General features: G+C 36.4%; 12 protein-coding genes. 9 read left to right on the top strand and 3 right to left on the bottom strand.

What is annotated here, in order from left to right:
* Positions 1–131: 131 nt before the first annotated feature.
* Positions 132–605, bottom strand: a complete 474-nt coding sequence (locus tag AA637_RS04050; protein ID WP_446684006.1) for a hypothetical protein — start codon at positions 603–605, stop codon at positions 132–134.
* A gap of 103 nt (positions 606–708) precedes the next feature.
* On the opposite strand from AA637_RS04050, the gene folD reads away from it, so the two are divergent.
* The 5 genes from folD to secG all read left to right on the top strand — a co-directional run bounded on the left by folD (position 709) and on the right by secG (position 7845).
* Positions 709–1575 (top strand): bifunctional methylenetetrahydrofolate dehydrogenase/methenyltetrahydrofolate cyclohydrolase FolD, encoded by an 867-nt coding sequence (gene folD, locus AA637_RS04045; protein ID WP_446684005.1) that lies wholly within the window; start codon positions 709–711, stop codon positions 1573–1575.
* Positions 1576–2690: 1115 nt separating this feature from the next.
* A complete protein-coding gene (locus AA637_RS04040; protein ID WP_446684004.1) occupies positions 2691–4748 on the top strand; it encodes an Rne/Rng family ribonuclease in 2058 nt (685 codons plus the stop codon).
* 2 nt (positions 4749–4750) lie between these two features.
* Positions 4751–5374, top strand: a complete 624-nt coding sequence (locus tag AA637_RS04035) for a ribonuclease HII (RefSeq protein ID WP_446684003.1) — start codon at positions 4751–4753, stop codon at positions 5372–5374.
* A gap of 541 nt (positions 5375–5915) precedes the next feature.
* A complete protein-coding gene (gene gpmI, locus AA637_RS04030) occupies positions 5916–7514 on the top strand; it encodes a 2,3-bisphosphoglycerate-independent phosphoglycerate mutase (protein ID WP_446684002.1) in 1599 nt (532 codons plus the stop codon).
* 97 nt (positions 7515–7611) lie between these two features.
* Complete coding sequence (gene secG, locus AA637_RS04025) at positions 7612–7845, top strand: preprotein translocase subunit SecG (RefSeq protein ID WP_069790433.1); 234 nt, start codon at positions 7612–7614, stop codon at positions 7843–7845.
* Positions 7846–7905: 60 nt separating this feature from the next.
* Here secG and AA637_RS04020 read toward each other — a convergent pair whose 3' ends face one another.
* Positions 7906–8976 (bottom strand): AI-2E family transporter, encoded by a 1071-nt coding sequence (locus tag AA637_RS04020; protein ID WP_446684001.1) that lies wholly within the window; start codon positions 8974–8976, stop codon positions 7906–7908.
* A 282-nt stretch (positions 8977–9258) separates the two neighbouring features.
* Here AA637_RS04020 and AA637_RS04015 point away from each other — a divergent pair, with 282 nt between their 5' ends.
* From AA637_RS04015 to AA637_RS04000, 4 genes are all read left to right on the top strand, one after another.
* Entirely contained in the window at positions 9259–9447 is a 189-nt protein-coding gene (locus AA637_RS04015) for a hypothetical protein (protein ID WP_446684000.1), read from the top strand.
* Between the two features lie 186 nt (positions 9448–9633).
* Complete coding sequence (locus AA637_RS04010) at positions 9634–10338, top strand: hypothetical protein (protein ID WP_446683999.1); 705 nt, start codon at positions 9634–9636, stop codon at positions 10336–10338.
* A 92-nt stretch (positions 10339–10430) separates the two neighbouring features.
* Positions 10431–11762 carry a sensor histidine kinase gene (locus AA637_RS04005; protein ID WP_446683998.1) on the top strand — a complete coding sequence of 444 codons (1332 nt, stop codon included), beginning with the start codon at positions 10431–10433 and terminating at the stop codon, positions 11760–11762.
* Positions 11749–13410, top strand: a complete 1662-nt coding sequence (locus AA637_RS04000) for an ABC1 kinase family protein (RefSeq protein ID WP_446683997.1) — start codon at positions 11749–11751, stop codon at positions 13408–13410. Before AA637_RS04005 ends, AA637_RS04000 begins: the two co-directional genes overlap by 14 nt.
* Before the next feature lie 170 nt (positions 13411–13580).
* Here AA637_RS04000 and sds read toward each other — a convergent pair whose 3' ends face one another.
* Positions 13581–14552, bottom strand: a complete 972-nt coding sequence (gene sds / locus AA637_RS03995) for a solanesyl diphosphate synthase (protein WP_446683996.1) — start codon at positions 14550–14552, stop codon at positions 13581–13583.
* Positions 14553–14900 lie beyond the last annotated feature (348 nt).

Here is a 14900-nt window from a genome sequence, read left to right as displayed (position 1 = left end):
TGATGCTCAAAATTAGGACATGAAAATATTATTACCATTCCCGATTCTCTACCAAAACGATAAATCATATTTAAAATCAGTCACGTCCAATAAATTAATGTTTCCAATCCATCAAAAACATTTTTTATCCCTCATCCCTCGCTATCCGTTTCTGGGGTTTGATTATCTTTCTCAGATTCCATCGTATCATCAGCGTTAATTTCCTCTTCCATGTCATTTTCAGAAAGATTGGTTTCCTCTTCAACTATTTCTTTGAGATAAAAACTACTCATATCCTCTTCCCCGATGATAATTTCCTCTCGTTTAACCATGGCTTGGGAGGTAATCTTTTGACCTATTTCTGGTTTTTCTCCCGTTGTCATTACCCAGATAGAGCCTGTATTATCTTCTATTTCATAAGCATATCCATTGACTAAGGGAATAACATTTTTAACAGTACCCTTTACCTTAACCTCAACATCATTATCCTGCTCTAATGTTGATATGGTTTCTATATTCACTTGATTTTCTCCCGCAAAACCTCCATTAATAAGGTAGGCACAGCTAGAAGTGAGGAGGGAAGTAACGATTAAAACAGAACGCCAAGAGTAAAAAAATCGATTCATAAGTAAATAATTACAATAAAATGACCATAAAGGAAAGTATGCTTATATAATCATCAAAAGTTAAAGTTCAAGTATCATAATAACTCAGATAATTATTACTAACATGGTTGCTAAAATCTTAGACGGTAAAAGTTTAGCCCAGAAAATACAAACCAAGCTACAAACCCAAATTAGTGAACAAGTAGCCCAAGGAAAAAGAGCGCCCGGATTAGCAGTGTTGATGGTGGGAGATAACCCCGCTAGTGCCGTTTATGTACGCAACAAGGAAAAATCCTGTCAAAAAGTCGGCATGGAATCTTTTAGTCGTCATTTCCCAGCCAATGCTACCCAAGAAGAGTTAGAAAGTGCGATCGCACAGTTAAACCAAGATGAGCGCGTAGATGGAATTTTAGTACAACTCCCCCTACCTCCGCACCTAGACTCCGTCGGTTTACTCCTCAAAATTCTTCCCGAAAAAGATGCCGATGGACTTCACCCATACAACCTGGGTAAATTAGTCAGACAAGAAAAAGGATTGCGCAGTTGCACCCCCGCAGGAGTAATGGAAATCCTCAAAGAATATAACATCGACATAGCAGGAAAAAAAGCCGTTGTCGTGGGTAGAAGTATCCTTGTCGGTAAACCCCTCGCCCTCATGTTATTAGAAGAAAATGCCACCATCACCATCGCTCATTCTCGCACCCCTAACCTAGCCGAAGTCACCAAAGATGCTGATATACTCGTAGCAGCGGTGGGCAAACCAGAAATGATTACCGCTGATATGGTGAAACCAGATGCCGTAGTCATTGACGTGGGTATCAATCGCATCGAAACAGCAGAAGGAAAAGGAAAATTGGTAGGAGATGTTGACTACGAAGCCATTAAAAATATTGCTTCTTATATTACCCCAGTACCAGGGGGAGTAGGCCCCATGACGGTGGCAATGTTATTACAAAATACTTACCTTAGTTATTTAATGAAAAACCAATGATAGTAAAGAAAAGCGTTGTCAATTTTAGATATGATTTCTAATTATTGACAATCATGATAATATCTTTATATCTCAGTGGTGAGCACTACTAAATTATATTCCATATTACAACCCAAGGAACCCCTAAAAGGGAAGAGAAATAATGTAGGATAAACTTATTTTCTTAAGGTGTGATGGCTAAATTACCGAAAAATGGTAAGATCGGTTAAGATAATATAAAGTCAACAACAAACTTTAGAAAAACTATCAATAGTTCCCACAAAGTTTGTCCTATGAAAATAAACTGTTTTTCATTGTTCCATAGGAAAAGAGATGAAACCTGATACTAGGGGTCTTTTTCTTCCCTCTCTTCTTCTACCCAACAAAAATTTTTACCATCTGAATACTACAGCCTTAGCTCCAGTAAATATTAAAACCATTGAATATCATTCAGAAGATTTATATGTTTTATCTGATAGAAAGTCGATTTCAGTATTCTATAAAAAAAAGGTTTTAGGTGTTGGAGTAATAAATAATTCCTAAGATAATTGGATTTACCTTAAATAACCTCCAGACTAGAACAAAAAAATTCGGTTTTGATGAGATTGCGGTTAAGTTAAGCCAATCAATTTTGTTTAACTTGTGTAAATTTGTATAGCAGTCTAGGGATGGTGAAGATGGAATATTTTTTAGGAAATGACTATTGTTTTAGTGATTTAGGTAGAAGATATATAACCATCATTAATGGCATAAGATTTATATGAAAAAAAGGAAGTGATCTTGAAATATTAATTTATAAATACCACCCACTTAAATTTTATTACTATATATTATAGTTGACAAAAAAGTATTAATTTTAATATAGTCAAAACTTCTTTTGTACTTTGATAACTCATTTTGTTTTTTAAAACTACCAATAATAGTATTTGTAAGGAAACTGTGGTGGTAATCCTGTTTCGATTATGAGGTTTTAATTCCCCTAGCTATGATGGATTGATGGTGCTACCTCTCTACAAAGGGAGAAAATTAAGTTAAAATTTGGATAAATTATTTAGGGGAACTATATCCACATTTTTAGTCTGTTTAAAAGTAATTTTTCATATTGATAAAGATTTAAAAATTTCGAGGAATATTGAATGTCAAAACAAATAATAATTGCTGAAAAAAATCATATTGCGGCGGTTTTTGCAGAAGATCAAATTCAAGAGTTGGTAGTCGCTACAGGAAATCAACAGGTAGGAGATATTTATTTAGGAACGGTAGAAAATGTAATTTCTGGTATTGATGCGGCTTTTGTCAATATTGGTGATGCGGAAAAAAATGGTTTTATCCATGTAACCGATTTAGGTCCCCTTCGGTTACGGAGAAATGCAGCGGCTATTACGGAATTATTAAGCCCCCATCAAAAGGTTTTAGTTCAGGTAATGAAAGAGCCTACGGGTAATAAAGGCCCTCGTTTAACGGGTAATATTAGTTTACCAGGGCGTTATCTCGTATTGATGCCCAATGGTAAGGGGGTCAGTTTATCCCGTCGCATCAAGAATGAAAATGAAAGAAATCGTCTCAGGGCATTGTCTATTCTTTCTAAACCTGCGGGAATGGGTTTGTTGGTGCGTACGGAAGCGGAGGGGAAAGCGGAAGAGACTATTATCGAGGATTTAGAGTTTTTACAGAAGCAGTGGGAAAAAATTAAACAGGAAGCAAATACCGTAAAAGCCCCAGCGTTGTTAAATCGTGACGATGATTTTATTCAAAGGGTATTACGGGATATGTACACAGACGAGGTTAATCGCATTGTGGTTGACTCGGACAATAGTGTTAAGCGGGTAAAAAAACAGCTTAATGATTGGAGTGCAAGTCGTCATCCTAGCGGAGTGGTGATTGAATGTCATCAAGGTTATACTTCCATTTTGGATTATTTCCGAGTAAATGCAGCCATCAAAGAAGCTCTGAAACCTAGGGTTGATTTACCTTCCGGAGGTTATATTATTATTGAGCCAACGGAAGCATTGACAGTGATTGATGTCAACTCTGGTTCGTTTACTAACTCGGCTACTTCTCGCCAGACGGTTTCTTGGACAAATAGGGAAGCGGCGGTGGAAATTGCTCGCCAGTTGAAGTTGCGTAATATTGGTGGGGTAATTATTGTCGATTTTATCGATATGGATTCCCGTCAGGATAAGTTGGACTTAATTCAAGATTTTGAGAAGGCTTTGAAGTCGGATAAGGCAGCACCACAAATTGCTCAGTTGACGGAGTTGGGGTTAGTGGAGTTGACCAGGAAGCGTCAGGGTAAAAATATTTATGAGTTGTTTGCCCAGACTTGTTCTCAGTGTGGGGGTTTGGGTGTTATGGCTCATCTACCAGGCCATCAAGACATTGAAATAGTGACGAATTTTAGTCAGCCTGTGGTGATTACTAAAGGGGTTGAGAAGCCAACTATTGATGATAGTAAACCTATTATCAATGTCAGTAATGATGGGGCTATTTCCCCAGATGAGAAGGATAGTGCTTCGGTAAATGGTGCTAGGGAAACGGAAAGTAGTCGCCGTCGCCGTCGTCGTGATGGTCTAGATAAGGATGATACGACTAATAATAATGGTACAAGTAATAAGAATGGTAATGAGGGGGATTCTCCGAAACCTGAGCGTAAGGAGCGCACTTATTTATCCAGAAGCGCCCGTCGAGATGAGACTACGTTGGAGAAAGTGGTGGTAACCATGTCGGAGGCACAACAGGATATTTATGCGATGATGGGGGTTTCTCCTTTGTTACATTTGGATCGGGAAATTAAGGATCCTAAGTCGGTGTTGGTTTATGTGAAGTCTCCTGATGATTCTTTGCCTCAAGAGGATGATAATTTATCGGATAAAACGGTGGAAAAGGATTCAGAGGTTATTTTTAGTTCTTCTTCGGTAGATGTGGGCGATGATTCTCATACTGAGCAGGAGAAGGATGTTAAGGTTGAGATGTCTTTGCCTTTGAGACTTGAGGAGAGTTATGAGGGTGATGTTGAAGTGGTTGAGGATGATGATGATAATAGTTTACCTGTGGAGTCTGAGGAAGAAGTAATGACAAAGGTATCTGAGCCTGAAACCATCGCAGAAGCGGTGGTTAAGGAGGCTTTAAATGGCGATCGCCCTGTGGTGCGTACCCGTCGTCGTCGTTCTAAAACGAACAATTCTGAAGAGTAATTATGATGGATGACGGCTTTGTCCTTGATTCTCTCTCCCCCACTGCTTTGGTAGCGGGGGTTGATGAGGTGGGGCGAGGTTGTCTATTTGGGGAGGTGGTAGCGGTGGCCGTGGTGATGCCTGTAAGTGCGATCGCCCTTTTGGCTGATTTAGGAGTAAAAGACAGTAAAAAGTTAAGCCCGAAGAAACGAGAAGCCCTAGTACCTCAAATTCAATCCTTGGTGACGGATTATGCTGTGGGGGTGGTAGATGTGGCAACCATCGACAAAATTAACATCCTTCAGGCTTCTTTGTCGGCAATGTATGACGCACTGACTCAGTTAAAATATACCCCTGAGCTTTGTTTGGTGGATGGTAATCAGGCTATTTCTCGGCTACCATATCCCCAGATTACTATGATACAGGGTGATGGGCGATCGCCCCTAATTGCCGCTGCCAGTATTTTAGCCAAGGTATGGCGAGACGAAAAAATGGTGGAATATAGCCAACAATACCCCCATTATGACCTTGAGCATAATAAAGGATATGGTACCAAAAAACATATTCGGGCGATCGGGCAATATGGCATCACCCCCTATCATCGTCGCTCCTTTGCCCCTGTTTCCCGACAACTTAACCTATTTTGACCACGAAATCATCATCATAAGGTTAATTCCTTTTTCTTCCCATGAAAATTATTAAAACTTTTTATCAATTATATAGTCAATATTTATCAAAAAATCTAAGGTAAATCAAATATAAAAATAATTTAATCTTTTATTTAGAATTGCCTTAAACAGTCTATATATAATGGTTATTATTTGTTTTTAAAACTTATAAAGTAATCTAAACCTGTTTATATAAACATTAATCCTGTATATCAAATGTTATACAATGGATATAATTGACAAGACTTTGAATGAAGAATCATTATCTGATCAATAAATTTTAGAACTAGGGTCATAGACCTATGGATTAACAGAGATAATAATTTCTTGAAAATCAAGTATATTTTGTGTTTTTTTTAGTGAGAATAAATAATTTTCCCAACCTCCAAAGTAAGATAGCATAAGGCTTGTTAAGATTTACGGATAACTCTTTACGGTTAATTGTTCCCTGTTCACTCTTTCAATGTTATTATCGAATTGCAGCTAATTAGACAATTTTAGAAGACTAGGAATAAGTATTATGAGTCAGGCGGCAATTTCTCCAGTGGTGCTAGTAATATTAGATGGATGGGGTTTTCGTGAGGATGATCGGGCAAATGCGATCGCCCTTGCCAATACTCCTATAATGGATACATTAACCCAAGTCTATCCCCATACCCTTATCAGTGCTTCAGGAAAGGCGGTGGGACTCCCCCATGGACAGATGGGAAATTCAGAAGTAGGACATTTAAACATCGGGGCTGGTAGGGTTGTACCCCAAGAATTAGTAAGAATTTCCGATGCCGTAGAAGATGGCTCAATATTTAATAACCCTGCCCTTGAATCCGTATGTCAGGATGTCATCAAATCTGAAAGCAAATTACACTTAATCGGCTTATGCTCTGATGGGGGAGTACACTCCCATTTAGACCATTTAATCGGTTTACTAGACTTAGCCAAGTTACAGGGAATTAGTGACGTTTGTGTCCATGTTATTACCGATGGACGAGATACCAACCCTAGTGACGCTATCAACTATGTTAAGGCGATTCAAGAACATATCGACAAAATTGGTGTGGGTAAAATTGTAACTGTTTGTGGACGTTATTTTGCCATGGATAGAGATCGTCGTTGGGACAGAACCAAAAAAGCTTATGATTTATATACCCAAGATGATAACATCATCCAAGAAAGTGCCGAAACTCTTATCCAAGAATCCTATAACAACCACATAAACGACGAATTTATCGAACCTACTCGTCTCGCCCCCGGTGCCATCGAAGCACAAGATGGAGTAATATTTTATAACTTCCGTCCTGATAGGGCTCGTCAACTATGCTACGCCCTTACTATGGAAAAGTTTGATGGTTTTGAAAGAGAATTAATAAAACCTCTGAGCTTTGCTACTTTCACTCAATACGATCCCAATTTACCTGTAAAAGTTGCCTTTGAACCAGAACAACTTACCAACCTTCTAGGGGAAGTCATTGCCAACGCAGGATTAAAACAATTTCGTACTTCTGAAACCGAAAAATATCCCCATGTCACTTACTTTTTCAACGGTGGATTAGAGCAACCCTTTGAGGGGGAAGACAGAGAATTAGTGCAAAGCCCCATGGTATCCACTTATGATAAAGCCCCCGCTATGTCCGCCGAAAAGTTAACTCAAGTAGCCTGTCAAGCCATCACCAAGGGGGAATATGCCTTTGTGGTGTTAAACTATGCTAACCCTGATATGGTAGGACATACGGGAATGTTAGATAAGGCAGTGGAAGCCATTGAGGCGGTGGATAGATGTTTAGGAAAACTATTAGAAGCCATTAACCAAGTTAGTGGTACAGTGATAATTACCGCAGACCATGGTAATGCGGAATATATGAGTGATGAGGAAAATAATCCTTGGACTGCTCACACCACCAATAAAGTACCTTTTATTCTCATCGAAGGGGAAAAACGCAAAATCCCCGGTCATGGTGGTGATGTAAATCTTCGGGATGATGGTAAACTGGCGGATATTGCCCCTACTATCCTCGAAATTTTACAACTACCTCAACCTGCGGAGATGACGGGGCGATCGATGATCGTTAAAGCAGGGTATGATGTTAAGCAAAGTCGCACCCCTGTTAGTATTTCGGTGTAGATTATCGCACCTTCTCCCTATCGATGCTTTTCTTCTATTCCATAATCAGCCATAATAGGGAAGGCATCCATAGTAAAATTATTCATATATTAACTACATGACAGCTTATCAAATTGTACAAATCGTATGGGCAGTATCAGCCCTATTATTAATCGTGGTAGTCTTACTCCATTCTCCCAAAGGAGATGGCCTAGGAGGCATTGGCGGACAAGCACAATTGTTTACCAGTGTGAAAACCGCAGAGGCTACTCTTAACCGTATCACATGGGCCTTGAGTATTACCTTCGTTGCCCTCACAGTGGTTTTAAGTGCGGGTTGGGTGGTTAGCTAATACGATCACTGATTGAGGATAGATAGTGACTAAGTTAGGTGGGTATTGCCCACCACTTTTTTAGGCTATTTTTTCCCCATTCTCTTCAGGGTTAACTTCAACAGGTAAATTTTCTCCTTGCCATTTATCCAAAATATCTTTAAACAACAACTCCTCAGCCCAAGTTTTAACCACTACTGTCAAAGGAAGCGCTAGTAATAAACCAATTATTCCGAAAGACTGGGCAAAAAATATTTGAGCAAAAAGAGTTATGGCAGGAAGTAAAGAAACCTTATCTGCCATTACCTTTGGAGTTAGCCAATAGCTTTCGATGGTTTGAATGATAAAATACCAAATTAAAATTGCTACAATTTTCCACGGGGAATCGAGTAGTGCGATCATAATAGGAAAAACAACGCTAATGGTAGGACCAATATTGGGAATAAAATTCAAAAGTCCAGCCAAAAGGGCATGAACTAAAACTAATCTTACTTGAAATATTAACAAACCAGCACCACTTAAAGTGCCAATAAATAGACAATTAACTAAAATTCCACTCAACCAACTAACAATGGCAATTTCACTTTTATCAAATATTTCTGAGGCACGACGGCGATAAAAAGAGGGAAAGAGTTTGAGGCAATAACGACGATAACGGGAAGGATTTAGTAAAAAAACAACAGTCAGAAATAAAACAAAGACAATTTGTAATGTTACGGCGACAACATTAGAAAATACGACTAAAAAGTTATTAACTAAATTACTGCTAAGACTGGAATAATTACCGATAACATCATTAAAACTAGGTACGGCAAAATTACCCTCTAAATAGTTTGAGTAAAACTCTTCTAAACTAGGGTTTATCTCTTCCCAAACTTTGGGTAAAGTATTAATCAATAGTTGAAACTGTTCAATAAAGGGCGGTAAAATAACCACTACTAATATATTAAAAACAAGTAAACTGATAAGTCCGATAACTAGGGTGGCGTATTTACGACTAACATTGAAATTTAAAAATATCCTGACTAAACGATTCAATGCCACGGCAAATATTGTTGCCATGAAAATTAATAAAATTAATTGTTTAATTTTCCACAGTACATAAAGTGAAATTAAAAATACTAAAAATCCTATCGATTGTCCAAAGTTCATAAAATTAATTAGTACAATGTAAATTTAGTAATTGGTTACCATACTTAGTAATATAAAAATTATTTTGCTTTTATTTTTTATATTTTTTTACCAAAAGTTGTTATTTTTTATAATTAGCAATATAGTTGTTTCGATGAATTAAGTTATTCTTATTAAAATACTATTTACTAAATGAAAGAACAAAATGAATTAATTCTTTTAATTTAATTGATAAAAACCAATAAAGAAAGTATTTTTTATAGTAAAATCATTTTAAAGCCCTGTGAGCACAAAAATATTAATATGGATAATCAAAATAATCATAATCCCTTTGTCCTAGAGTTAGGTATTAGTATTCTAACCCCTCCAATTCTTTTGGGATTAAGCATTAGTCGTGAAATGGGAGGTATGATGGATAGCCTAGGAAAAGCTAGTGAAGAAATTTTCCGAGGGCAACATTTACCCATACTCAAAAGTCAACCAAAAACTTAATTAACATCTCAGCCCAAAATGTGATAACTTTTTGACAAGATTATTTTTCACTGGGAGTTAATGGCACAAAAAACCTTCTCCTTGCGTAGAAAGTAAAATGTACGGCATCCCTCGTCAATATAATCTTTGATTTAGCGATGGGAGAATGTCCAAAGCAAAAAAACCATAGTCAAGGAAAAAGTTACCGTGGCTTCCCACTATCAGCATTCCGACAAAAAAATAATATCTTCCTCCCAGTCCCACAAGAATCGCTATAAAATTTTAGCAGGTAATGGTTGTCATCAGGCGATCGCCGAGGTTCATGGTATATTAGTACCCCCCACTGAAGAAAATAGTTGTCATAACCTAATATTGCCCGATGGTTGCGTCTTGGAAGCCACCTTTAAAGATGCAAGGCTAAAATGGTTAGCCCACAATAGAGAAGGAGTTTTAGGGGCCCATTGGTTTCGAGGCTATCCCAAAATGAAAAATAACAAATTGGTGGGATTACAAATTATTGCTTGGGATATGAATATGCCTACCAATGAAAGAGGCTGGGAAACATGGGAATTTATAGGAGTGTGGACAGTACAAAAAAATCTCACTGTACAGCGCTCTATGGGCTTAAAAGAAGTACGACAACAAGCCAGAGAAACGGGTTTTATTAAAAAATTTAAATACACTTTTAATAATACCTATGATTGGTTAAAAAATAAAAAGTTGTGGAGTGGCTATGTTTACAAAATACTTTGTCGTCGAGAAGGAGATTCCCTTAAAATACAAAAAGTAATCCCTTATGCTTGTCCTCGTACAAAACCCTTACCTCGAAATAAAAATCATAACCATCGAGAATTGTCTCATACTAAACCCAAATTAGATTCCAATACCACTTCCCATAAACCAGTGAAATAAAAATAATTGATAATAACTAGCTAGTTGTTAAATTTTCTGGAATAAGTAAGTATGATAGAGGATATTGATTAAGGGCTAATAATATTATTTAAATGGACGCTATTTTTGATCTTGATTTGATTAACACCGTAAAAGTCCTTAAACTAAATAGACTTTCCATTATACGGTTTAAATACGATCATATTACTCAATCCTATCAGAAAAATAAACCTATACCTTCGGCTACCCTAGAAAAGGTTTTTGATTGTTGTGAGTCTCAAAATTATGATGCGGATAAAGAAATAAAATATTATGAATTATCTAAGTCTTCTCTTATATCCCATGGATGGAAAACTGCCCCAGATGTATTAATACTAGATACTTTAAAAGACATTAATAAATACGCCGAAGGGGGAGACTGGACAGAAGTTTTTGACCTTCATTTAATCAATTCATTATTATTTATTCCTCTTTATTTAGAAAGACAAAAAACTAAATATCAACCTAATATTTTGGGTAGTTTAATTTTACAAAGCTACAGCCAAAAAATATGGACTAATGCTGAAATAGAGGCTTTTAAGTGGATTGGCAAAAAAGTAACTTCTGATATTATTAATCAACAAACTGTTAAGAAAGTTCAATCTCTGGTAAACGAGCGCACCAGTCAACTAAGATTTAGCCTCGATGTACAGGCAAAATTATCTAATAAACTAAGATTTCATTTAGAGGAATTAAGAGAATCTAATAAGGTAAAGGATGAGTTTATTGCTAGTATGAGTGATGCTTTAAAAACTCCTTTATCTAACTTAAAAACAGGAATAAAAATGCTTAAGTTACGTAATGTCAATGAATCTTTAGAACTTTACATAGATATTTTAGAACAGGAATGCGACAAGGAAATTAACTTGGTTGATAATCTTTTGACTATTCAAAAGTTAAGAGTAAAAGAGATGGAAATTAGCCCTCAAAAAGTACATATTTCATCTTTTTTACAAGATATTCGTCAGAAGTTTATAGAGAAATTAACGGAATCTCAACTTAGTTTAAATGTTAATGCTCAGTTAGATTTTTTATTAACAGATTTGAACAGTTTTGATTTAATTATTAAGGAGTTAATTTTTAATGCCATCAAGTTTTCTACCGCTCAAACAGTGATATATTTAATCATTGAAAAGCATCTGAATAATTTTATCATTGAAATATCTAATATTGGAGCAGAAATTGCGGCAGAGGAACAAGAAAATATTTTTCAACCTTTTTATCAGGGTAATAACGTTGAAAATGTCACTAATGGGGGTACTGGATTAGGACTTGCTTTAGTTAAGTCCTTGGTAGAGAATTTAAATGGTACTATTGAAGTTTCTAGTATTTTATCTCCTAATTCTAAGGACTATATCAACACTTTTACCATAACTTTACCGCAAGAAGTGCATGAAGTTTACTGAGCCGAATATATCATGGGAGCGTAGCAGTTATTCCCCCCTCAAACGTCAATGGCAGATTTTTAATATCGCCTTCCGATTTATATTTTATCTTTTACAAGATTTTTGTTTCAGAAAAAATAGTTCTTTTCAACGACATAAAAGAGCTAAATGGTTGGTTAATAAGTTAATAGAATTAGGCCCTACTTTTATTAAAATTGGTCAGGCATTATCTACTCGTCCTGACTTAATTCCTATAGAATATATTACCGAACTTAGTAAGTTACAAGATCGAGTTCCTGCTTTTGCATCTGAAGAGGCGATCGCCCTTATCGAAGCAGAATTAAACACATCTATATATAGTATCTATCAAGAATTTGAACCCATCCCCATCGCCGCAGCTAGTCTAGGGCAGGTACATTGGGCAAAATTAAGAACAGGGGAAGAAGTAGTAATTAAAGTACAAAGAAAAGGATTAGATAAATTATTTAACCTCGATTTTCAAGTATTAAAACAAATTATTAACCTAGGTAATCGCATTTTGCCTGGTTTTAAAAAGTATGAATTGAAATTAGTTTATCAAGAATTTTTCGAACTATTATTCTCAGAAATAGACTATATAAACGAAGGAAAAAATGCAGAACGTTTTCGTAATAACTTTCATAACTATCCTAAAGTAGTCGCCCCCAAAGTATATTGGCAATATACCACCGCCACCATTCTAACCCTAGAATATCTTCCAGGTATCAAAATCAACGACAAAGAAGCCCTCCAAAAAAAAGCCATTCCCCTCAAACCTCTCATCGAAACTGGTATTTGTAGTTACTTAAAACAACTATTAGAAGATGGATTTTTCCAAACAGACCCCCATCCTGGTAATATGGCAGTAAGGGATGATGGTGCAATTATTTTTTACGATTTTGGCACCATGGCAGAAGTGAAAGGACTAGCCCAAGAACAAATGGTTCAAACTTTTTTTGCTATCCTACGTAAAGATACAGATAAAGTGTTAGATATGCTCATTTACATGGGTTTAATCGAGCGTATGGCAGACATGAGTGCAGTGAAAAGATTGATTAGTTTTCTCCTTGAAAAATTTAGAGATAAACCCGTAGATGTCAACGCCTTTCAGGAAATAAGCACCGAAATTTATGTCATGTTTGAGCAACAACCCTTCCGTTTACCACCCCAAATGACATTTATCGTCAAAGCCTTAACTACCCTCGATGGCATAGCTCGAAATTTAGATCCAGAATACAACTTAATGGCGGCTAGTCAACCATTTGTCAAAAATATTATTCGCTCAGGAAATCAAGGAAATCTATTAGTAACTGTTTTTAATCAGACAAAAATATTTATCAAGGAAAAAATCAATAAACCCTCCTCCCTTGAAAGCTTTATGCAAGAATTTCAAGCCAAATTAGACGGCGGAGAATTACAGCTTAGGGTGCGATCTTTAGAAAATGAAAGGATGTTTAAAAATATTTATTTAGCGCTAAAAACCATTCTTTATGGCTCTTTAATGGGTTTTTCTTTACTAAATGCCATTTTACTGGTTTCAACTATTTATAGTCAATGGGCAGTAATTTTATTTGGTTTAACGGGATTATTCTCCCTCTTTTTTATCCGTTCAATTATTACTTTAACTCTACAAGAAAGATTTTTAAAATAATTTAAGGAAATAGGGACTTGCCATGCTATTAAAAAGATTGAAAGTTTATGGTAATTCAATGATGTTTCATATCATAATTAAGGGATGCTGTTTCCTGTTTACTCCCATAAATAATTAAGAATAAAAAGATAAATTAAAAACAACTTTAATTATCCATTCTCAACTATCAATTATTTAATTCTGCTTAAAAGATAATCAGTCAACTCCATCAAAGCCTGAGTAGAAGGGGAAGGGGATAAACAATCTAACTCCTGTAAAGCTAACTTACTGTGATGTTCAGCCATTGCCCTAGATTTCTCGATACCATTACTATCATAAACTAATTCTAGGGCTTGTTCCAAATCTCCCTCCTCACTAAATTCTCTCTCGATGAGCATGGTAAGGGAAGGATTTTCCTCCATAGCAAATATGACAGGGGCAGTTAAATTTCCACTAGCTAAATCTGAGCCCCCCGGTTTCCCCAAAACCTCCGTGGGGGAGGTAAAATCTAAAATATCATCCACAATTTGGAAAGCTAATCCCAGATTTTTGCCATAGTTGTAAATTTTTTGTGCCGTTTCCTTGCTGGTATCACTCAATACGGCCGCGGCTTTGGCACTATTGGCCATCAAAGAAGCGGTTTTAAAATAACTCTTTTGTAAATACTTTTCTAAAGATACATCCGTGTCAAAGCAACTCAAACCCTGCTGAATTTCTCCTTCGGCAAAATCCCTAATTACCTCAGATAATAACTTGACTACCTGTAAATTATCTAGGTTTGCCAAATACCATGATGACTGGGCAAAGAGAAAATCCCCTGCTAAAACAGCAATGCGATTGCCAAATAAACTATTCACCGTGGGAACTTGTCTTCTTAATTCTGCATCATCAACTACATCATCATGAACCAAACTAGCAGTATGAATCATCTCCGTGATTTCTGCTAAGCGCCGATGGCGAGAGGTTATGTCTTCTTTTTCCATGGTGGCACGAGACACGAGTAATACAATCGCTGGGCGAATTCTTTTTCCCCCTGCACTGAATAAATGCTCTGCTGCCGCTCCTAGAATGGGATGTTGGGCGCCTACTAACTTGGTTAAATTGTCGATTAGGAGGTGCAAATCTTGGTCAACGGGCTGGAATAGAGAGGTTACAGTTGTCATTGATGAGTTGTATTAGCAAAAATAGTTTACGAAAGTTCACATATCTTATTACTATTTTAAGCTATGGTTTGCTTACTGACACGGCAACTCTTCATCTTCTCATACTTTGAAACAAAACAAAAGCATCCAATTCTATATTTGACAAGGGTTATGGCTTGAGAAAAAAAATAAAAAAAATTCTAATTTTTGAAAATCTATGCTATCATATACTCAGGGAATAAATAACTTTCTCTTAAGTTTAAAAAAACTCTCACGCTAAAATATGTCGTGAATATTTGTGGCTTTAGGCGTAGCTTGATTAGAGTTGAAAGCCTCGACTTTTAGTGAACAGGGTTTTATCAGTAATAT

This window comes from Cyanobacterium sp. HL-69 (assembly GCA_002813895.1).
GTDB lineage: Bacteria > Cyanobacteriota > Cyanobacteriia > Cyanobacteriales > Cyanobacteriaceae > Cyanobacterium.
This window is presented reverse-complemented; position numbering and strand designations above follow the sequence as displayed.